The sequence below is a fragment of the Mycobacterium sp. genome (assembly GCF_032159765.1).
Taxonomy (GTDB): domain Bacteria; phylum Actinomycetota; class Actinomycetes; order Mycobacteriales; family Mycobacteriaceae; genus Mycobacterium.
This window is the reverse complement of sequence record NZ_JAVHWM010000015.1, coordinates 1-20,159: the sequence shown is the minus strand read 5'-3', so window position 1 is coordinate 20,159 and position 20,159 is coordinate 1. Positions and strand designations below refer to the sequence as shown.

Sequence of the window (20,159 nt, the reverse complement as noted above, 5' to 3'; positions counted from 1 at the left end):
CGAGTTACGTTGCGCGACCATAGAAGCCGCGCCTGATGCAGTTCATCAACAACGCGATGACATCGTCGCCACTCATCGGCTCGGGCAGATCGAGCGCGGCCTGAGGCACCCGCGTCACCAGCGCGCGCAGGATCAGCGCCGACACCACCGGATCGAAGGGGTATGCACTGGGCGAGCTGATCAACATCCTGGCCGCCCCGATGTCCATCAACACCTGCCCGTTCTCGCCGATGCCGAGAATTGTCGGGTCGTCGGTGGTGCCCTCCGCCCACGCGTCGATGCAACCCGAATACCGGTCGTAGAACGTGACGTAGGTGGCCAGCCAGTGCCGCAGCGTGTCACCTTCCGCCAACGGATCGACGTGAGCGATCCGCTCCGCGAATGCCCTTCCGGCCCCATAGATTTCGGCGCCCACGGCGGCAAGCAGATCCTGCTTGTCGCTGAAGTACTTGTAGAACGTGCCACGCGCGACGTCGGCGGCCTCCACAATGTCGTCGACACTGGTGCTGCGATAGCCGCGGGCGCGGAACTGGGAAGCGCCCGCATCTGCCAACGCGGTCACGGTGGCTACGGCCCGCTTACTGAGGTTGGCGGTGCGCTCGGCGATGGACAGCCCGGCGACGTCCGGCTCCTCGGGCACCTGCACGGTGTCCACGTCGGCGACGGGGTTACTGCTGGCGTGCAACCGAAGCGACGTCAACACCGCTGGCGGGGTGTCGGGAAACAACACCAGTTGCAGAAACACCGACAGAGTGTCGACGGTGTCCTTCGCGCTGCGGCCGTACGAGCGGTCGGTGTGCACGAACAGATTCATCCGGTGCACGAGAGCGGTCATCGTCATGGCGGCAACTTCGGGGTCGATACCCTGAAGGCCCGAGGCGGCAAGCCTTTCGGCGACGCGATGGTTGTAGCTGCGCACGAAGCGGGTGATCTCGGGGCGCACCTTGGTGTCCGACGAGGCGATGGCAGTCCACTGGACAAACATCGTGGAGTACTTCTCGAACACCCAACTCCACTCACCCAGCCACCAGTTGAGGTTGTCGAAGCCCACCTCGTCCGGTCCGAGCGGGCCGATGCGCCGCGCGACACGGAACAGGGCGCTGCCGCACTCGTTGAGCAATTCCAGGAAGATCTCGTCCTTGCCCTTGAAGTACTGGTAGAGCGTGGCCCGGGACACGCCTGCGGCCTTGGCGATCGCGTCCACCGAGGTGTCGAAGTATCCGAGGCGGCCAAACAACTCCAGCGAGACCTCGGTGATCTTGCCCCGCGTGCTTGCACCACGGACGCCCACGGCGGGGCTGGAGGGGCCGTAGCTGGCCCGGCGAACGATCGAGGCTTCGGACATAGTGTTTGCAGCCTATGGCCGATCCGGACGACTCGCGTGACGCTCGGTCGCGGTGCGCGGGATGCGGAACTCCGCAGAGCCGGTGATCGCGACGCCGCCCGTCTCTCGGGTAGCGGTCAACTCGACGGTCAGCCGGTCCGCGTCCGATTCCTCGGATACCTCGGTGACGGTCCCCGAACAGGTCAGTACGTCACCCGGCCAGACCTGTTCGCGGAAGCGGACTCCGAAACGGCGTACGTTGCCCGCGCCCAGCCAATCGGTGGCGAATCCGGCGAGCAGCGCCGCCGAGAACATGCCTTGGGCGAAGACCGAGGGGTAACCGGCCGACCGCGCGAGTTCGTCGTCGTAGTGCATCGGGTTGAGGTCGCCGGACGCCCCGGCGTAGCGGACGAACATCTGACGGGTCAGTGGCCCGAACTCGCGAGGCGCCGCCAGCACGCCGGGCCGCAGTTGCGTGGTCGCCGTCATCTTGCGGCCGTCTCGATAAAGGTGGCTTTCGCTTCGGCCACCAACGTGCCTGCGGTGTCCCGGTATTCGGTGACGACGGTGGCAAAGCGCATCACGCCGCCGCGCTTGCCCGGTTTGGAGAATCGCTCAACGACGCGCTCTTGCGCGGTGAGAACGTCGCCCGCAGCGGGCGGGTCACCATGGAACGTGTACTCCTGCTCGCCGTGCAGCAGCCGCTTCCGGTCGAAGCCGACGTCGACACGGACTCCCGGCGGTGCCCAGCGAGCGGCACTGGTCAGAAACGTCGGCGGGACGATCGCGTCCGGCCCGCGGTAGGCGGGATCGTCGCTGAGCATGGCGTCGGCGAACTCGGCGATCTTGCCGCGCTCGACGATCACCTCCCAGGGTTGTCCCTGGGTGAGCGCGGCGTCGCTGTCGGGCGGTGCAGTCATAATGACCAATAGTGTCAGAAAATTGCGAGAACCGAAACCGAAACGGCGCTTCTCCACAAATGGGGAGCTTGTCGAAAGATGACATTGCTGCCAGAATCGGCCCATGATCACGTTGACGGCGAGCTACGTCGAAGGCAAATGGGTGACCGGCACTCACGCCGCGACAGAGGACGTGAGGTCGCCGACGACAGGTGAGCTGCTGGGTACGGTCGGTGTTGCCGGCCGTGACGAGGTGGACGCCGCCGTCGCGGCAGCCCGCCGCGCGCTGCCGTCGTGGGGAGCCACCTCCCCCGCCGACCGCGGCGCCGCACTGGGCCGGCTCGCTGATGTGCTCAGCGCCCGCAAGGGTGAGCTCGCGGACCTGACCACTGCAGAGATCGGGTCGCCGCGATCGTGGAGCACTTTCGGCCAGGTGATCACCGCGGTCGGCGTGCTGAAGTCCTATGCGGACATCACACCCGACCATCCGTTCTCCGCCACCCGCCCCTCGATGACAGGCGGCACGGTACACGTTCACCAGGTTCCCGTCGGCGTTGTAGCAGCGATCGTGCCGTGGAACACGCCCCTATTCGTCGCCGCGCTGAAACTGGCTCCCGCGCTGGCCGCTGGCTGCACGGTGGTCCTCAAACCCGCGCCCGATGCGCCACTCGAATTCGGCGTGCTGATGGAGGCCATCGAGGAGGCGGCTATCCCCGACGGCGTGGTCAACGTCATCAACGGCGGGGCGGCGACAGGCGAAATGCTTACCAACCATCCAGATGTCGACAAGGTCAGCTTCACCGGCTCGACGGCCGTGGGCGCGCGGATCGCTGCCGCCTGTGGAGCCCGCATCTGTCGCAGCAGCCTCGAACTCGGCGGCAAGTCTGCGGCCATCGTGTTGCCCGACGCACCGGTCGAGACCACCGTGCCCGGGCTGGTCGGTGGAGTGATGGGCAACAACGGGCAGCTGTGCGCCGCGCTTACTCGAATTCTGTTACCCCGCAGCCGTTACAACGATTTTATCGGCGCGCTGACCACTGCGATCGGAGCGCTGACCGTCGGTGATCCCGCCGACCGTTCCACGGACATAGGTCCGGTCATCAGCGAGGCCGCGCGCGACAGAGTCGAGGGGTTCCTGTCGCGCGCGCGGGACGAGGGCGCCACGGTGCTCACCGGCGGCAATCGACCCGACCGCCCAGGGTGGTTCGTCGAGCCCGCACTCGTCGAGGCGACTAATGACATGGAAATCGCTCGCGAAGAGGTCTTCGGCCCGGTCGCGGTCGTGATCCCCTACGACGACGCAGGCCCTGACGAAGCGGCCGACGCAGTGTCGATCGCCAACGATTCCCGGTACGGACTCGTCGGTGCGGTGTGGTCAGCCGACGAGGTGCACGCGGCGGTGGTGGCGGCTCGGCTGCAGGTCGGGTCCGTGGCAGTCAACTCGACTGCGGTGCTCGACTTCGGTAGCCCATTCGGCGGCTTCAAGCAGTCCGGCATCGGCCGCGAGGGCGGCCCCGAGGGCATCGCGGGCTTCGTCGAATATCAGGCAATAATCCGGTAATTCGGAAGGGAATTCAATGCAGACGCAGGCAGCGGTCCTGTTCGAACGCAACACGCCATGGTCGGTCGAGACCATCGAGCTCGACCAGCCCAGGGCGACCGAGGTGCTCGTCGAGTTGCACGCCTCTGGCATGTGCCATTCCGACGACCACCTGGTCACTGGTGACATGCCGATCCGGTTGCCCTGCATCGGGGGGCACGAGGGCGCAGGTGTGGTGAAGGCCGCCGGCGACCACGTGTCGTGGCTGGCACCCGGCGACCATGTGGTGTTCAGTTTCATCCCGTCGTGCGGCCGGTGTCCGTCGTGCTCGACGGGTCATCAGAGCCTGTGCGACCTCGGCGCAAAGATTTACTCCGGCATGCAGATTCACGACGGTACCGCGCGCCATCACTTCAACGGCGACGACCTCGCATTGGCCTGCGGTGTCGGCTCGTTCGCGTATCACACCGTCGTGCACGAGGCCAGCTGCGTCAAGATTCCGCAGCACTATCCGTTACAGACGGCCTGCCTCCTCGGCTGCGGATTCATCACAGGGTGGGGGTCGGCGGTGTACGCCGCCGACGTCCGGCCCGGCGACACGGTGGCCGTCGCGGGAGTCGGTGGCATCGGCGCCGCCGCGGTGCAAGGCGCCCGGTTGGCGGGCGCCCGCACTATCACCGTTATCGACCCGTCGGAGTACAAGCGCGCCGAGGCGGTGAAGATGGGCGCCACCCATACCGCGGCCGACTGGAACGAAGCGAAAGGCGTTGTCGCCGAAGCTACCTGGGATCGCGGCGTCGACAAATTCATTTGCGCGATGGGAGTCGGCGACGGCCAACTGGTCGGTCAGGCTCTGGCGATGACGGCCAAGCGCGGCAAGCTGGTGGTCACCAACATCCATCCGATGCTGGAGCGGGAGATACGGGCCAACCTGATGGACCTCACCCTGACCGAGAAGCAGATCATCGGCACCCTGTACGGCTCGGGCAACCCGCGGGCCGACATCCCGAAGATCCTGGAGCTGAGCAGTGCGGGCCAAGTGGACCTCGACGCCATGATCACTCGCACGTACCCGCTGGAGAAGGTCAACGACGGCTATGCAGATATGCACGCAGGTGCCAACATCCGTGGCGTACTGATCTACCCGCCGGCGGAGGCGTCACTCGACTAGCCGCAGCCGAATCTGAACCTATGGGTCACTTTTGGCGGAAATCTCGATCACAAGCTCACTTTCGGCGGGTTCCAGCGCGCTACAGCTGCACGGGCTCCCAGCCGCCGCCCTCGGACGAGCGGTGTGCGGCATCGATCACCGCGAGCGACAGCAGCCCGTCCTCGAAGGTGGCCGCGCCGCTCGGTGCGCCGTCGAACGCAGGCAGCCAGTCCTGCAGCATCAGCGCCATCGCGCGGCTGGCATGGCCCGCCAGCCCGCCTGGCAGCCGTTCCGGGTGCGCGGGCTCGCGTTCATCGACGGTCAGCGGGCTCAACCCGTCGTCGGTGGCGGCACCGAGACTGTATGCCGCAGAACGCAAATCGCCGTCGCCGATGATGGTGCCGTCCGAGCCGAACAACTCGAGGCGGTAGTGGTCGGCGTGAGCGCCCATCACGGACAGGCTCAGGATCACCGTCACCCCGGGTTCCATCCGCATGATCAGGGCCGCGGTGTCGTCGGCGGTTACCGACAGCGTCCCGCCGTCGGGCAATTCGCGGACCGGATCGCTGGTGCGCACCTCCGCGCACACCGAGACGGGGCGGCCGAGCAGGCTGCACAGGAAGTCGAGATCGTGCACCAGCATGCCCGCCAGATATCCGCCGCCCTGCTCGCGGTCGTACATCCAGTGGGCCTGAAGTGGGTGGCTGGGATGCCAGTAGGACGCACTGCGGCTGACCCGTGCGAGGTACTGAGTGCCGAGGAACCCCGAGCGCACCCGGTCGGCAACAGCCAACCAGTCAGGGTTCCAACGGTTCTCGAAGCAGCAGGCAGTGGGCACGTTGGCCTCGGAGGCGGCGCGCACCATGTCGCGGGCAGCGTCGAGGTCGCCGGCAAGCGGCTTCTCGCACAACACGGGCTTTCCTGCCGCAAGCGCGGCCAACGTCATGTCGTGATGGAGCACAGTGGGCGTCGCGACCGAGATGACATCGAGATCGTCGCGCGTGACGAACGACTGCCAATCAGTGGACGTGTCCTCGATGCCCAGCTTGGTGGCCATCCGCTCAAGGCGCTCGGGTGTGCGCGCACAGAGCGCGACTGGTTCGAAGCCCTTGGCCGCCCGGAAACCGGGCACCTGGACGTGAGCGCCCCAACCGACGCCGATGATGCCGACCCGTAACGTCATGCGCCCTCCTCCGGTTCTCACTAGTGACACTAATGTTAGATACCTGCGAAGTTCAAGGCCATGAGATCGGCGCGATGAACCGTATCAGCCGGTACCCCGGCATTGCCTAAAAGTGACAGTAATGCCAGAATCGGGTGTTGTGAGCGCGACCGACCTCGATGAGCAGCAGTTCGCACCGCTGATCGACCTGCGGTGGTGGCAAGAGTGCCCGGGCGACCGGACAGATCTCTACCGCCGCCTGCGTGAGGCCGGCGGCCCGGTGTTCGTGCGCACCAACCGACCCGACTCCCCCCGGGTCCGGGGATTCTGGGCTGTCGGGTCGCACCGCGACGTCGCCGACATCAGCCGCCGACCTGAGGACTTCAGTTCCGGTCAGGGCACCCAGATCTTCGACCAGACCGCAGAGATGCGGGAGTACCGCGGCTCGATCATCGACATGGACGATCCCGAGCACATGCGTCTGCGGAAAATCGTCTCGCGCGGTTTCAGTCCCCGCGTGCTTTCGGAGTTGCGCGGACTGGCCGAGGAAACCACTGCCGAGATCCTCGAGGAGATGCCTCGTTCGGGTGAGTGCGACTTCGTCTCCGCATTCGCGACGCTGTTGCCCCTGCGGATCATTGACAACATGCTCGGCATTCCCCGCGAGCATGAGCAATTCATCCTGCAGGCGACCAACATCGTGCTCGGCGCCTCCGATCCCGAGTACGTGCCTGACCAAACCGTCGCGGGCATCGAAGCGGCGATCACCGACATCAGCGAGCAGTTGATCGACCTGCTCAAGGGCATCGCCGAGGACCGCATCGGCCGGCCCCGCGACGACGTGATCAGCAAGTTGGTCACCTCGGACGAGGAGAACCTGACACCGCAGGAGCTTGCGAAGTTCTTCATCCTGTTGATCGGCGCGGGCAATGAGACGACGCGCAACGCGCTCACCCACGGACTCATGATCCTCAGCGCGCACCCCGAGCAGCGCGACCGGCTGTTGGCGGATTATGACGAGTTGGCGCCGACCGCGGTCGAGGAAATCCTGCGGTACTCCAGCCCGGTGATTCACATGCGCCGCACCGTGACCCGCGACGGTGTGACGCTCACCGACTCGAATGATCAGGTCACCCATACGTTCAACGCGGGTGAGAAGGTCGTCCTCTGGTACCCGGCAGCCAACCGGGACCCCGAAGTCTTCGACGAGCCTGAGGCCTTCGACATCGCACGAAAGCCCAACAACCACATCGCCTTCGGCGGCCCGGGGCCGCACTATTGTCTCGGCGCGCATCTGGCGCGGCTGGAATTGAACGTGGCGTTCCGGATGCTCTACGCGCGCTACCCGGACATCGCGGCCAGTGGCGAACCGGTCATGCTGAGGTCGAACTTCGTCAATGGCATCAAGCACCTGAAGGCCACCTACACGCCATGACTGCGACCGAGACTGTGCTGTCCGACCTGACGAACGGCGTGCTGACCATCACGTTGAACCGGCCCGACTCCGCCAATGCAGTACGGCCCGAGGACCGCGACGCGCTCATCGGGTTGCTGTCGGCAGCCGACGCTGACGAGAAGGTGCGCGTGGTGGTGCTGCGCGCCAACGGCAAACACTTCTGCTCCGGCGCCGACGTGGCCTCGCTGGCCGCGGGACGCGCCAAGGGCGAGAAGCGTGTGCTTGAGCCGACGCAACGCATCATGAACGGTGCCCAGAAGCTGGTGGCCAGCGTGCTCGATTGCAACAAGCCGGTGATCGCCGCGGTTCACGGCGCGGCCACCGGATTGGGCGCGCACCTGGTGTACGCCTCCGACCTGGTCATCGCTACCGAAAACGCTTATTTTGCTGAGTCGTTCGTCAAGCGCGGGCTCGTCGTCGACGGCGGCGGCTGCTACTTGCTGCCCCGGCGCATCGGCATGCAGAAGGCCAAGGAAATGGCGTTCTTTGGTGAAAGGCTCACGGCTGCAGAGGCATTGACGCTCGGTCTGGTGAACCGCGTGGTGAGTGCCGCCGACTTCGACGCCACGGTGGCCGATTTCGCCGGACGACTAGCGGGATCACCCACCAGCGCCATCGCGTTCACCAAGCGGTTGCTCAACGACTCCCCCGACACCGACCGGTCAGGTGCGTTCGTCGCGGAGGCGATGGCGCAAGAAATCCAGTCGTATGCACACGACTCCAAAGAGGGCGTGGCGGCCTTCATGGAGAAACGCCCGACCGAATTCACCGGGTGGTGACGGCAATGGCGCGCGCTGACGTCCCCACCATCGACTCCGCGAGCGCTCCTTACTGGGAAGCCGCGAGGGAGGGTCGGTTGATGATCGCCTCCTGTGGTGCGTGCAGCAAGGTGCACCACTATCCGCGGCCGTTCTGCCCACACTGCTGGAGCGAGGACGTGCACCCGGTTGAAGCCACCGGATCCGGCACGCTGTACACGTATTCGACTGTGTACGTGAACGATCTAGCCCCGTTCAAGGACCGGCTGCCGTACGTGGCGGCGATTGTCGCATTGGACGAGGGCCCCCGGTTGATGACGACGATCGAGGGCGCGGACCCTGGCGACCTCCAGGTCGGGATGCCGGTCACCGCGGCGTTCCGCCCCGTAGACGGAGACGATCCGGACAGCCCGTACCTCACGGTGTTCACCCCAATCAAGGAGCATGCATGACCGGACTGCTCGACGGCAAAGTCGCGTTGGTGACCGGTGCCGGGCACGGCATCGGCCGCGGCCACGCGCTCGAACTGGCCAGGCACGGCGCAACCGTGATCGTCAACGATCTGGGCACCAGCCTGTCCGGGGAGGGCACCGGCAAGGTCGCCGACGAGGTGGTGGCCATCATCGAAAGCCGTGGCGGCGCCGCGGTTTCCGACTTCAGCGATGTCGGCGCTGAAGAGCAGGTCGACCTGGCGGTTGAACGAGCCTACTCGCAGCTCGGCCGGCTGGACATCGTCGTCAACAACGCGGGCATCGTACGCGATAAGGCGATCTGGAACATGACCGTCGACGACTTCGACCTGGTGATACGGGTGCACGTCCGCGGCAGCTGGCTCACCAGCCGTGCGGTCGCGCGCAAGTGGCGGGCGGAATCCAAGGAATCCGGCGGAAAGGTGTACGGCCGCATCATCAACACCACGTCCGGGGCCGGCCTGCACGGCCACTTCGGGCAGACCAACTACAGCGCTGCCAAGGCCGCGATCGTCGGGCTGACCCAGACCCTGAGCCTGGAGTTGGCGTCGATCGGTGCCACCGTGAACGCCATCAGCCCGGGTGGGCGGACCAGGATGTCCGCGTCCATGCCCGGAGCAGAGCCGGCCATCGAGCCCGACGAGCGCGCCGAGGACGACTTCGATCCCAAGGACCCGTCGCTGGGTTCGCCGCTGGTGGCCTGGCTGGCCAGTCCGGAGGCCGGCCACGTCAGCGGTCAGGTGATCCGAGCCATGGGCGAGCACCTCCAGCTGATGAAGGGCTGGCACTCCGTGGCGTCTGTGTCCAACGGCCAAAAGCGCTGGGATGCAAACAAACTCGGTGCGATCATGGCTGCCGATGTGTTCGGCACCCGTAACACCGGACTGCGGCTGGGAGGCTGACGATGGCGGACATTGCAGAGGTCGAACGAGAGTTCCGGCGCTACTTCATGACTGGACCAGTGCTCGAGGACTGGCATGCCTGGGCGCACATGTTCACCGACGACGCGACCTACTTCGACCACTTCTATGGCACCTTCACCGGCCCCGATGAGATCACCAAATTCCTCGAAGGCACCATGGGTGCGTCGCCGCAGGTCTACAGCCCACTCATCTGGTACGTCGTCGACGGCAATCGCGTGGCCTACAAAGTGTTCAACCGCGCCGACAATCCCGAGCCGGGTGCTCCGCCGATCGACTTTCCCTCCTACCAATTCATCGAATACGCCGGCGATGGGAAATGGCGTACCGAGGAGGACGTCTGGGTGTTCGCCGAGATGAAGCAGTTCGCACGGCGTTACGCGGCGGCCGCCGAGGCGCATCCTCAGACGCTGAAACAGAAGCTGCGCCGCGAGGATTGGGGACCGTGGGTGGATTGGGCGCGGCCCGAACCGGGCCACCAGGCCTCACCGTCGTGGTTGGGCAAGGACGGCTTCACGCCGTTCGCCAGCATCCAGGACATCGACTTCGGGGTCCGGTCGCACTAACGCGGTAAATTACCCGGCCGGCGCGAACAGCTTGCCCAATCGATCGGGTGTGCTTCCGTGCAGCACCAATTCGTCGGCCCCAGCCCGTCGGTAGCGTTCGAACATCTCGTGGCAGGACCGCGCCGATCCGATCGCCGCGGTCTCGCGGGTCCATTCCGTGGGCAGCACCGACGCCACCTCGACGAGCTCCTCGCGGGTCAGCACGGAATCCGCTGAGCCCTTGATGCCGGCCAGCAGCGGATGGGATCGCAACCGTGCCAACGGCTCCGGATCCCATCCGTTCACCGCCGCCAAGCGTTCCCCGAAGCCGGGAATCTGGTAGTAGGTCACCGCCCGAGCCCCGACCACCGCGAGCTCCTCTTCGGCGGGCAGCTCGCACGCCACCACGACGGTGGCGTACACGCGCACGCTCCCCGCCGCCCGGCCGGCCGCGCGTTCGGCGCCCCGCACGCACTCCACCGACCGTCGCACCGCGCTGGGCGCCAGAAATGGATGCAGCAGCACACCGTCGAAGTGGTGGCCGGCAAGCTCGAGACTGCGGGGACCGATCGCCGCGAAGACCACCGGCGGCACCGGCTGATCGGGAATGTCGTTGAGCCGCAGCGACGGATACGTACCCGCAGGTCCGTCGTAGCGCACCTTTTCCCCACGACAGAGCCGGCGGAAGATATCGACGTGGTCGATGATCGACGCGTTGGTGGACCTTGGCAGCCCAACGGCCTTCCACATGGCATCCACCGAGCGGCCCACGCCGAGGGTGAATCGGCCGCCCGAGAGCGCCTGAGCCGTCATCGCCAGCGACGCCAGCAGCGCTGGGTGCCGTGACTGTAAATGCGTAATGCCCGAAGCGATTTGGGCCGTCGACGTGACCTGGCTGATAGCGCCTGCGATCACTCCGAGATCCTTGGTGCCCCACCGCTCGCTGAGCCAAACTGTGCGCAATCCATACTGCTCGGCCGCCAGCGCTTGGCCTACCACCGCACCGGGATCGCTGACACGTCCGGGAAGCACGTACGCGCCTAGCGCGATGCCGCTGGGCTGATTGCTATCCATGACGCTATTCTGACAGTAGTGTTCAGGTTTGGGAAGGATACCGATGGCGTACAAGTCCGCACGCGGCGATGTCGGCGACCGAGTGGACGACGTCCTGCATGCCTGGCTGCCTCCGCGGCTGGAGCCGTCCGGAACGACGGCTTTTGACATCTCCGAGTTCACCGCGCCGCCAGCCGGGTACTCAGGCAAGACAGTGTTCTTCAGTGCTGCCTGGACCGACACGGCAGGCGCACACCACGCCGAGGATCTAGTGCTGCGGGCCCAAGCCGAAGATCACCAGTTGTTCACAGTCCCTGACGCTCCCCGCCAGGCCGAGGTCATGCAACGACTTGGTGCACATGGCATTCCGGTGCCCGACATCGTCGGTATCGAACGTGATGCGGCGATTCTTGGGTCGCCGTTCTATCTGATGCGACGGGTGCGGGGCCGGACGCCGCCCGACGTGCCGAGTTGGCACAAGCGAGGCTGGACCGTCGACCTCACGGCGGCGGAGCGGAGCTTGCTGTGCGACAACGGGTTACGCGCGCTCGTGGCGGTACACCGCGTCGACGACGCCGATACGCTGCAGTTTCTCCGTGGACAGTCCGACACGAGTCACACTGCGCTGCAACGCTATCTCGACAAGCTGAGCGGCTGGTATGACTGGTGCCGCGACGACCTGGTGGTCGGTGCGGATACCCTCGCGCGGGCGTGGGAGGCGATCCTCGCATCCGCGCCAGATACCGATGCCGAGACGGTGGTGTGGGGCGACGCCCGCGTCGGGAACATGTGTTTCGGCGAAGACCTGTCGGTGGTCGCACTGTTCGACTGGGAGACCGCGGGCACCGGGCCGCCCGACATTGACCTCGGTTGGTGGTTGATGTTCGAGCGTTTCCTCTGTGAGGCACTGGGATTCACGCGGCTACCCGGCATCCCCGACGACGACGAGTTCGTCAGGCGCTACCTGGAGTTCGGCGGAACTTCGACCGGCGACATCATTTACTACCAGGTGGTCGCCGCCTTCGTGCTGTCCCTGATCAACAACCGGCTCGCCCGACTGCTGGTGCGCGACGGCTTGGACGCCACGACGGCGATGAGCTATCCCCGGACGTCAGTCGCGTTGGTGGAGCAGTACCTCGACCAGATCTGACAACACCGTCACGCCAAGGCGACGGTCGTCAGGATGTCAGGCGTATACGCCTCGCTCGCGGCGGCCCACGGCCCCGCATGCACGGCGTCGAGGGCCGCGCCCAGTTCTGGACGTCGGCGCAGCAACTTGAGCATGCGGCCCCGACGCGCGGCGCGGTCCGGCATTCCGAATCCGGTCAGCAGATCCGTCAGCGCGCTGGCGAACCGCAAGCGGGCCATCCGAGTCCGGCGTTCGTCGGCGTAACCGGACAGTCCCCCCGGTGTCCAATCCGGTACCTCGAGGAGCGCTTCGGCCAGTATCCGCGCGTCCCTCAAGCTGATCGCCAGCCCCTGGGCGGTGACGGGGTTGCTCCAACCCGCGGCGTCGCCGACGAGCGCCACTCCGGGCACCACAGGGTCGTCGACCCAGGCGTCATTCATCGGGAACGTCGCACACGGACCGATAGGTGTGGACTCAGCCAGCGCATCGGACCGCGGAAAGATGTTCGTCCGAAACGATTTCAGGAATTCTGCGACCGCGGTCGGACCCTGTAGTGGTTCTGGGTCTTCCTCGCGGCGGGCAACGTAGAGCCGCAGCCGACTGTCGGCACGCGGGATCACGATGAACTGGTTGCGACCATCCACCGAGATGGCGGTCTCGGCGCGGTCCCACGCACCGCCGTCGTCGACCAGCATTCCGGTCAGCCGCACCCTGGCCTGCGTCGTCGACAAGTGCAGGCCGAGCGCGGTGCGCGTCGCGGACTTCTTGCCGTCCGCACCGACGACCAGCCGGCAGCGCACGGTGTCGGTGCGTCCGTCGACTTCGTAGCGCACCGACGGGCCGTCGCCGGCGTGAACCACCGAGCGTCGCACCCCGCGGATGACTGTCGCCCCCGCCTTGGTCGCGGCGGTGGCCAACGCTTCCCGGAGTTCGGGGTGACCGACGCCGACGACCCCGGGGGAGCCGTCCACGACATCGGACAGTTCACGGGACCGACGTTGGGCCTCCTCGACGCTGAGGGACTCGTCGTAAGGCACCATCCTGGTCATCACCGAGACCCCTTCGGTCTCGAGGATCACGTCCGCGATACCGAGCTGCACTGCCTCCTGGAATCCCCACGGCACCAACGCTTCCCCGCGCACGATGTCTCGATAGAGGCGCTCGCGCTCCAGGACCGTGACGGCAACCCCGGCCCCCGCCAGGCGAACCGCCAACGCGCATCCGGCGATGCCGCCGCCGACGATGACGACTTCCGTCTCCACGGCGGTCTCCCTTCCATCGATCCCATTTACTATGGCATAATGGAATTCCTGGACGCCAGCCCGAAGGGGAGACGATGCCGCGAAGCCGTGGTGGGACGCAGCCGCAGCCCATCTCCATGACCGACGTCGTGGATGCGGCGCTGCGCGTCGTGGCGCAGTCCTCGCTGGATCGCCTGACGGTTCGTGCGGTCGCCGACGAATGCGGCGTCACACCGCCCGCCATCCACTACCACCTCCGCGGCGGAGACGAACTCGCCGACCGTGTGGTCGAGGCCGTCGCCGCACGGATCGACGTCGCGGTCGACCTGAACGCTCCGTGGATCGACAGGTACCTCGCGCTGATCACCGCCATGGACCGGGCGTTCCTCGCCTACCCGGGCACCGGACTGCGGGCGCTCGCCGCGACGGGGCCGTCACCCGGAGCCGCGAGGCTGACGAATACGGCCATGCAGATCCTGCGCGACGCCGGTCTGTCCGAGACCGCCGCGGTGCAGGCCTTCACGACTACGTACTTGATCTTCGTCGGATGGCTCGCCACCCGAAACTTGGCCGAGGGCAACCGGATCCATCCTTCGCTCGCCGCGGCGGGCGCAGGAGGCCTGGCTGACGACGGCGACCAACCCCTTGTCGCGGCGATCCGCCGCGTGTTGACGGCAGCAAAAGGAGACATCGGATGACGAACGACGACTCAGCCTGGCTCAGGCGGTACTACGCGGACTGGGATTCCAGCGATCTCGACGCCATCACGTCCTGGTTCGACGACGACGTCGTGCTCGAAGACGTTCCGACCGGTCACGTCGCGCGCGGGTCGCAGCAGGCTCGCGACTTCGTCAGCGGTGCACTGAAGATGGTGCCAGGAGCGTCCTACGAAGTGATCAGCGTGCTCGCCGACGGCGAGCACTTCGCCGTCGAGTGGGTGATGCAGCCCGCCGGTCTGCACGGAGCGTCGGTCGGGACCGTGCGCAACGGCAAGGTGGCGACCAACCGCGACTTCTGGGACGCCTCCCCGATGAAGAAGTGACAACGCGACTTACCCGTCGAGGTCCAGCGACCCCGCCCGAACGGCGGCCCCCAACAGCCCGAGATCAACCCCTGCTTGAGCCGCGGCTTCGCGGCAGGCGGCGATGTCCTTGCGAAGGAAGGGACCCGCAAGTTCCTCGAATCGATCCATCCCGCCGACGTGGTCAGCATGCGCCGCGACGCGGCTCCCAGCACTGCAGACCTGCAGCGCGGAAAGCAACACGTCCGGGTCAACACCCAGCTGAGTGCCGAGTTGCGTTGCCGCCGCCAAGAGTTGAGCGTTTGCGGCGAACAACAGATTGTTGACCAGCTTGAGCGCCAGCGCGCTGCCCAAGGCACCGGTCGGCACCACCGGATCGGCGTATGCGGCCAGGGTCGGCGTCACTGCGCCGATCGCCTCACTTGGTCCACCGATCAGCACCGTCAGCCTGCCCGCGGCGATGTCCTCAGCGGTGCCGCTGACCGGAGCATCGAGGACGACCGGTCCCCCCGCAGAGTGGTCCCGCAGGGCCTCCAGGGTGGCCACGGTGCCCGTCGTGTGGGACACAAACATCGAGCCCGGCTTCGCGTTGGCGATGAATCCGTCTGGGCCGAACCCGGTTTCACGCAGCTGAGCATCGGAGAACAGGCACGAGATGAGAAGGTCACTCTCGGACGCCAAGTCGGCTACCGAATCGGCCAATGCGGCTCCGCGGCCGTGGAGCCGACGGCGCGCGTCGTCGCGACGGGCGTACACCATCACGTCGTGACCCGCGCCGAGAAGGCGTGCGACCATCGGCTCCCCGAGTTGCCCGGCGCCGAGGAATCCGACGGTGCAGGTCATCACACGTTCACGTCAGCGCCATGTCAGGGGCAGCGAATCCACGCCAAACACCTGGCCGCCGTGTTCGAGGGCCTCGCCCGCGAGCTCGTAGTCCGGGATCCGCTTGTGCCACTCCTCGAGGACAACCGCCATCTCCTGGCGGGCCAAATGCGAGCCGAGGCAACGGTGCGGGCCGCCGCCGAAGGACAGGTGACGCGTGACGCCGCGGTCGAGGTCGACCTTGCGAGCCTCCGGGTAGGCTGCCTCATCCCGGCCGGCGAACGCCAGCGAGAACGACGCCATGTCGCCCGCCTTGACCGGGCACCCGTGGAAGTCCATGTCCTGGTTGGCCTTTCGTGCGGTCTGCACGATCGGATAGACCCGGAGTATCTCCTCGACCGCCTTCGGGATGAGTTCGGGTTCGGCGACGATCCTGGCGCGGTCGGCCGGGTGTGTGGCGAGGTGCACCATCGCGTAGGACAGCTGATTCGACACCGTGTCCAGCCCGGCCATGAACAAGAGCAGCAGACAGTTCAGAAGCTCCATATCGTTGATCGGCTCGCCGTCGATGGTCCAGTCGATCGCCTTGCTTACGATGTCGTCGGTATCGGGGTCTCGGCTTTCTCGGCGTTGTTGAATCAATCCGGAGAAATAGCCCATCACGTGCGTCATGCCCTCGAGCCGGGCAGCGTTGACTTCTTCGCCCACGCCGCTTTGATGCAGGATCATGTCCTCCCAGGCCAGGAATTTCTCGAGGTCCTCGAGGGGCATGCCCATGATGGTCAGAAAGACCGTCGACGGGAAGACGCGCGCGATCCGCGCCACGTAATCGCATCCGCCTTCGCTGACGAGCTTGTCGATGAGTTCCGCTGCCAGCCTCTGCTGCGCGTCGCGCAGGCCCTTGACGCGGCCCGGCGAGAAGTACTCGGCCAACACATGGCGCCATTTGGCATGGTCAGGTGGGTCGATCATGATCGGGATCCACTTGTACGGCGGGTCCGGTTCCGTCGGAACGATAACGCTGCTGGACCAGAGTTCGGGGTGCTGCAATCCATCCAGGATCACGGCGTTGTCGGTGAACACCCAATAGTCCATGCCGGCCTCGGTGTTGCGGAACACCGGCCGGCCCTCGTCCTGACACTCGTCGAGCAGGCGAAAGTGGGTCAGCGCGGGTAAGTCCGGCGTATTCATTGCGATGTCTTTGACGGGACACGTTGCGCCTGCATGACTCTCGCTCATGACGTCCTTCCGTAACGGCCGCGACCAAGCGCGAACTCGAAGCATCCGGGTGCCGCGATACAACGGCAGTCGACTGTCACAATTAAATGAAATGTCGGACCGCCGTTCACCGGCGACTCATCGCACTAGGTTAACTATGTCGATATCTAAGCGCAATAGTCTCACACCCCAGCGGTGGTACGGAATTCCTATCGGACCGCGAACCCGGCGTCGAGCGGCCACGCGATCCCAGTGATGAACTTCGCTTCGTCGGACACCAGGAACGCGACCGCGTTCGCGATGTCCTCGGGCATCAGCACCTGGATGGGCAGGGCGTTCTGCATCGCGGCGAGCGACGGATCATTCGCCTCGAACATCGCCGCCATCACGTCGTTCATCACCATGCCGGTGGCAACCCCGGTCGGGTGAATGGTGTTGACGCGGATCGAATACTGCGCCAAGTTGTTCGCCCAGGTCTGCATCAGTGCCACCAGACCACGCTTGGACGCGCCGTACGCCTGCCCGCCCGCGCGATCGGTATTCGGGGCCTTCAGGCCAGCGCTCGAACTGGTCATTACGATCGACCCGCCGCGACCACCGTCGATGAGGGCCGGGATAACCGCTTCCACGGTGTTCCACACGCCGATCAGATTGACGTCAATGATGTCGCGGAACGTCTGCCGCCGATCACCACCCGGACCGAGTCGGATGACACCCGCGTTCGCGATCACGATGTCGAGGCGGCCGAACTCGGCAAGCCCGTCGGCCACGACCTGCTCGACGGCATCGGCGTCGCGCACGTCGGCCTGCCGGGCGACGATGCGCTGACCCTCCTTCTCGACGAGCCTCACGGTCTCTTCGAGATCGTCGGGGCTCGCGTTGGGGTAGTCGATCGAGTCGATGTTCCGGCAGATGTCGAGCACGATGATGTCCGCGCCGTCCGCCGCCAGTCTGACCGCGTGCGCGCGGCCCTGGCCACGGGCGGCTCCGGTGATGAACGCGACTTGGCCGTTGAGATCTCCCACGTTTCAGCTCCTTGAGTGCTAGTCCGACGCGCTGCCGGTGTGAATGCGGGCCTTGTCAGAACGGTTTCCGTGCCGCGAGCGTGCGTGAAGTCGGATCCGTTTGCGGCGTGTCGCCGTCAGACACGCACGCTCGCGTGAGGCGGCGGCCGGTGACGTTCGATATCTCGGTCGCGCCCAGCGATCAATTCGCGCAGGGCGACCCGGTCCGGCTTGAGCATCGCCGTCAAGGGCAGCTCGTCGACGATGAGCAGTTCGTCGGGTGCCTTGTAGTCGGCTAGTTCGCCCTTCACGTGTGCGCGCAGCTCAGCCAGGGTCGGCGCGGTGCCGTCCGTGGGCACCACGCAGGCGACCCCGACCTCGCCGATCACCGGTGCGGAACGGCCAATCACGGCAACCTGTTTCACGCCAGGGTGGTCCGCGAGCGCGCGCTCGACCTCGCCGGGATGCACGTTGTAGCCACCACGGATGTACATGTCACCGCTGCGTCCGACAAGAGTGAGGTTGCCGTCCTCGCCGAGCACGCCGATGTCACCTGTACGCAGCCAGCCGTCGCGCAACACTTCGTCGGTGAGGTCCGAGTTGCGCCAGTAACCGCGCATCACGCAGGGCCCGCTCACCTCGACGACCCCGTCGGCGTCGACGCGCACCTTCATCCCCGCGGCAGGGTGGCCGACCGTGCGGAACTGCACCTCGGCGGCGTCCGTGGGGTCCGTTCCGCAGATGGTCGGACACTCAGTCATCGCGTATCGCACCACGAGCGGGACGCCGATGCGCTCGGCGACTCGGCGCACCAGTTCTGGCGGCGCCGGCGCGGTGGCGGCAACGCCGATCCGCAAGTGCGGCAGAGCCTCCGGACTCACTCCGTCGACATCGAGAAGCTTGGCCCACTGGGTCGGCACGGCCCCGGCGACGGTGACCCGCTCGTTGCGCAGGATGTCGAACATGTCCTGGGGGGACCATGGCGTCGACGGAACCACGAGGGTGCTGCCCCACACCAGCTGGTCCCACAGCTTGAACATGTAGCCGGCATGGGCAAACGGCGTTGACGTGAGGCGCCGGTCGTACGGCTCGCTCATCACCCCCGCTGCCGCGGCGCCCGCCGCCAGGCGATCGGCATCGAACACCGCACCTTTGGGCGTCCCGGTCGTTCCGCTGGTGAAGACCAACGCAACAGGGTCCCGCCGGGTCAGCTCCACCGCGGGTGGCGCCGATCCGGAGGTGTCAGTGGACAGCGCGGTCCGCGCAAGGAGTCGCGCGTCCGTGGCCGGCAATTCACCGAGCCGCTCGTCGACGATGATCAACGCGGGATCAGCTTGTTGCAGAATGGATTCGATCTCGCGGCGGCCCAACCGCGGGTTGAGGCCCGTGGTGATCGCGCCGATCATCGCCGCCGCGGCGTAGCACGTCGCGTAGTCGATGCCCGACGGCAGCCAGAGCGTCACCACGTCGCCCTTGCTGACGCCCAGGCCGGCGAATTGCGCAGCAACGCAACGGGCCCGGCCGATCCACTGAGCGAACGTGATTCGCGCACGCGGCTCGACGTATGCCTCCCGGCCGCCATGGCGGGCGGCCGCAGACTCCAACATCGACCGGGTGTCGGGAACCTCTGGACTCAGCGGCGCTCCCGGCACCTATGGCTCCTCGGCGCCGAGAATCACCGTGCCACTGGAGCAGAACCAGCCGCCGGTGCCGCTGACACAGGTGATCCTGGCATCGGGTACTTGCCGCGGCCCGCATTCGCCGCGCAGTTGGCGGGTGGCCTCGACGAGGAGGAACAAGCCGCGTTGCCCCGGATGACACGCCGACAGTCCGCCGCCATCGGTGTTTGTGGGAAGCTCGCCCCCGAGGCGCAGCGCCCCTTTCTCGACGAACGCACCGCCTTCCCCCTTCTGGCAGAAGCCGAGATCCTCCAGGGTGAGCAACAGCATGTAGGTAAACGCGTCGTAGAGCTCGGCGACGTCGACATCGGACGGTGAGACGCCGGCGCGGGCGAAGGCCAGCGGCCCGCTGACCGAGGCCGGGCCGACGGTGAGGTCGTCCCATTGCGACGTGAGCATGTGCGAGGTGGTCTCGGCCGCGCCGAGAACCCAGATCGGTTTGCTACGAAGATCCTTCGCGCGCTCCGCGCTGACAAGCACGATCGCGGCCCCGCCGTCACTTCGGATACAGCAATGCAACTTGGTGAACGGGTCAGCGATCATCGGGCCGCTGAGCACGTCGTCGATCGTAATCGGATCGCGGTAATAGGCCTCCGGGTTGCCGCCCGCGTTGAACCGCGCCGACACCGCAACCTCGGCCATCTGCTCGATGGTGGTGCCGTAGTCATGCATGTGCCGCCGCGCGGCCATGGCGTACTTGGAGATCAGCGTATGGCCGTACGGTGCTTCCCATTGCAGCGGACCGCGGGCGCCCCAGTTGATATTGGC

At 66.2% G+C, this 20,159-nt stretch carries 21 protein-coding genes; 10 read left to right on the top strand and 11 right to left on the bottom strand.

The features are described from left to right. Window positions 1-4 precede the first annotated feature (4 nt). From QOH60_RS01835 to QOH60_RS01825, 3 genes are read right to left on the bottom strand one after another with little or no spacing between them, the layout of a single operon-like run. Window positions 5-1,345, bottom strand: coding sequence for a TetR/AcrR family transcriptional regulator (locus QOH60_RS01835; RefSeq protein WP_526416488.1), 1,341 nt, complete (start codon window positions 1,343-1,345; stop codon window positions 5-7). A gap of 12 nt (window positions 1,346-1,357) precedes the next feature. Further along, complete coding sequence (locus QOH60_RS01830) at window positions 1,358-1,813, bottom strand: MaoC/PaaZ C-terminal domain-containing protein (RefSeq protein ID WP_526416486.1); 456 nt, start codon at window positions 1,811-1,813, stop codon at window positions 1,358-1,360. Next, a complete protein-coding gene (locus QOH60_RS01825) occupies window positions 1,810-2,244 on the bottom strand; it encodes an FAS1-like dehydratase domain-containing protein (RefSeq protein ID WP_526416484.1) in 435 nt (144 codons plus the stop codon). Before QOH60_RS01825 ends, QOH60_RS01830 begins: the two co-directional genes overlap by 4 nt. A 103-nt stretch (window positions 2,245-2,347) precedes the next feature. On the opposite strand from QOH60_RS01825, the gene QOH60_RS01820 reads away from it, so the two are divergent. Both QOH60_RS01820 and QOH60_RS01815 read left to right on the top strand, forming a co-directional pair. Continuing rightward, entirely contained in the window at window positions 2,348-3,784 is a 1,437-nt protein-coding gene (locus QOH60_RS01820) for an aldehyde dehydrogenase (protein ID WP_526416482.1), read from the top strand. 16 nt (window positions 3,785-3,800) lie between these two features. Then, on the top strand, window positions 3,801-4,934 hold the full coding sequence (locus tag QOH60_RS01815) for an NDMA-dependent alcohol dehydrogenase (protein WP_526416480.1): 1,134 nt from the start codon (window positions 3,801-3,803) through the stop codon (window positions 4,932-4,934). A gap of 79 nt (window positions 4,935-5,013) precedes the next feature. Here QOH60_RS01815 and QOH60_RS01810 read toward each other — a convergent pair whose 3' ends face one another. Next, window positions 5,014-6,096 carry a Gfo/Idh/MocA family protein gene (locus QOH60_RS01810; RefSeq protein WP_526416478.1) on the bottom strand — a complete coding sequence of 361 codons (1,083 nt, stop codon included), beginning with the start codon at window positions 6,094-6,096 and terminating at the stop codon, window positions 5,014-5,016. A gap of 139 nt (window positions 6,097-6,235) precedes the next feature. Between QOH60_RS01810 and QOH60_RS01805 the strand changes: the two genes are divergently transcribed. The 5 genes from QOH60_RS01805 to QOH60_RS01785 are packed head-to-tail and all read left to right on the top strand — an operon-like array spanning window position 6,236 to window position 10,245. Further along, window positions 6,236-7,510 (top strand): cytochrome P450, encoded by a 1,275-nt coding sequence (locus QOH60_RS01805; protein ID WP_526416476.1) that lies wholly within the window; start codon window positions 6,236-6,238, stop codon window positions 7,508-7,510. Continuing rightward, window positions 7,507-8,310: an enoyl-CoA hydratase/isomerase family protein gene (locus tag QOH60_RS01800; protein ID WP_526416474.1), complete on the top strand. Its 804-nt coding sequence runs from the start codon at window positions 7,507-7,509 to the stop codon at window positions 8,308-8,310. The genes QOH60_RS01805 and QOH60_RS01800 overlap by 4 nt, the downstream gene beginning before the upstream one ends. 5 nt (window positions 8,311-8,315) lie before the next feature. Next, entirely contained in the window at window positions 8,316-8,741 is a 426-nt protein-coding gene (locus QOH60_RS01795) for a Zn-ribbon domain-containing OB-fold protein (RefSeq protein ID WP_526416472.1), read from the top strand. After that, window positions 8,738-9,661 carry an SDR family NAD(P)-dependent oxidoreductase gene (locus QOH60_RS01790; RefSeq protein ID WP_526416470.1) on the top strand — a complete coding sequence of 308 codons (924 nt, stop codon included), beginning with the start codon at window positions 8,738-8,740 and terminating at the stop codon, window positions 9,659-9,661. Before QOH60_RS01795 ends, QOH60_RS01790 begins: the two co-directional genes overlap by 4 nt. 2 nt (window positions 9,662-9,663) lie before the next feature. After that, window positions 9,664-10,245, top strand: a complete 582-nt coding sequence (locus QOH60_RS01785; RefSeq protein ID WP_526416468.1) for a nuclear transport factor 2 family protein — start codon at window positions 9,664-9,666, stop codon at window positions 10,243-10,245. Between the two features lie 9 nt (window positions 10,246-10,254). On the opposite strand, the gene QOH60_RS01780 is transcribed toward QOH60_RS01785, so the two are convergent. After that, window positions 10,255-11,298 carry a TIGR03857 family LLM class F420-dependent oxidoreductase gene (locus QOH60_RS01780; protein ID WP_526416466.1) on the bottom strand — a complete coding sequence of 348 codons (1,044 nt, stop codon included), beginning with the start codon at window positions 11,296-11,298 and terminating at the stop codon, window positions 10,255-10,257. Window positions 11,299-11,341: 43 nt separating this feature from the next. Between QOH60_RS01780 and QOH60_RS01775 the strand changes: the two genes are divergently transcribed. Beyond that, window positions 11,342-12,427: a phosphotransferase family protein gene (locus QOH60_RS01775; protein WP_526416464.1), complete on the top strand. Its 1,086-nt coding sequence runs from the start codon at window positions 11,342-11,344 to the stop codon at window positions 12,425-12,427. 8 nt (window positions 12,428-12,435) lie between these two features. Here the strand turns inward: QOH60_RS01775 and QOH60_RS01770 are convergent, their stop codons facing one another. Next, window positions 12,436-13,668, bottom strand: a complete 1,233-nt coding sequence (locus QOH60_RS01770; protein WP_526416462.1) for an FAD-dependent oxidoreductase — start codon at window positions 13,666-13,668, stop codon at window positions 12,436-12,438. Between the two features lie 74 nt (window positions 13,669-13,742). Between QOH60_RS01770 and QOH60_RS01765 the strand changes: the two genes are divergently transcribed. Together QOH60_RS01765 and QOH60_RS01760 are read left to right on the top strand one after the other, a co-directional pair. Further along, window positions 13,743-14,345 carry a TetR/AcrR family transcriptional regulator gene (locus QOH60_RS01765; RefSeq protein ID WP_526416460.1) on the top strand — a complete coding sequence of 201 codons (603 nt, stop codon included), beginning with the start codon at window positions 13,743-13,745 and terminating at the stop codon, window positions 14,343-14,345. Beyond that, a complete protein-coding gene (locus tag QOH60_RS01760; protein ID WP_526416458.1) occupies window positions 14,342-14,689 on the top strand; it encodes a nuclear transport factor 2 family protein in 348 nt (115 codons plus the stop codon). Before QOH60_RS01765 ends, QOH60_RS01760 begins: the two co-directional genes overlap by 4 nt. A gap of 9 nt (window positions 14,690-14,698) precedes the next feature. Here QOH60_RS01760 and QOH60_RS01755 read toward each other — a convergent pair whose 3' ends face one another. From QOH60_RS01755 to QOH60_RS01735, 5 genes are all read right to left on the bottom strand, one after another. Beyond that, window positions 14,699-15,511, bottom strand: a complete 813-nt coding sequence (locus QOH60_RS01755) for an NAD(P)-dependent oxidoreductase (protein ID WP_526416456.1) — start codon at window positions 15,509-15,511, stop codon at window positions 14,699-14,701. 12 nt (window positions 15,512-15,523) lie between these two features. Further along, window positions 15,524-16,729 carry a cytochrome P450 gene (locus QOH60_RS01750; protein WP_526416454.1) on the bottom strand — a complete coding sequence of 402 codons (1,206 nt, stop codon included), beginning with the start codon at window positions 16,727-16,729 and terminating at the stop codon, window positions 15,524-15,526. A 188-nt stretch (window positions 16,730-16,917) separates the two neighbouring features. Then, window positions 16,918-17,733, bottom strand: a complete 816-nt coding sequence (locus tag QOH60_RS01745) for a mycofactocin-coupled SDR family oxidoreductase (RefSeq protein ID WP_526416452.1) — start codon at window positions 17,731-17,733, stop codon at window positions 16,918-16,920. A gap of 116 nt (window positions 17,734-17,849) precedes the next feature. Next, on the bottom strand, window positions 17,850-19,319 hold the full coding sequence (locus QOH60_RS01740) for a class I adenylate-forming enzyme family protein (protein ID WP_526416498.1): 1,470 nt from the start codon (window positions 19,317-19,319) through the stop codon (window positions 17,850-17,852). Between the two features lie 45 nt (window positions 19,320-19,364). Next, the coding region (locus tag QOH60_RS01735) for a thiolase family protein (RefSeq protein WP_526416450.1) at window positions 19,365-20,159 on the bottom strand (795 nt) is incomplete at its 5' end.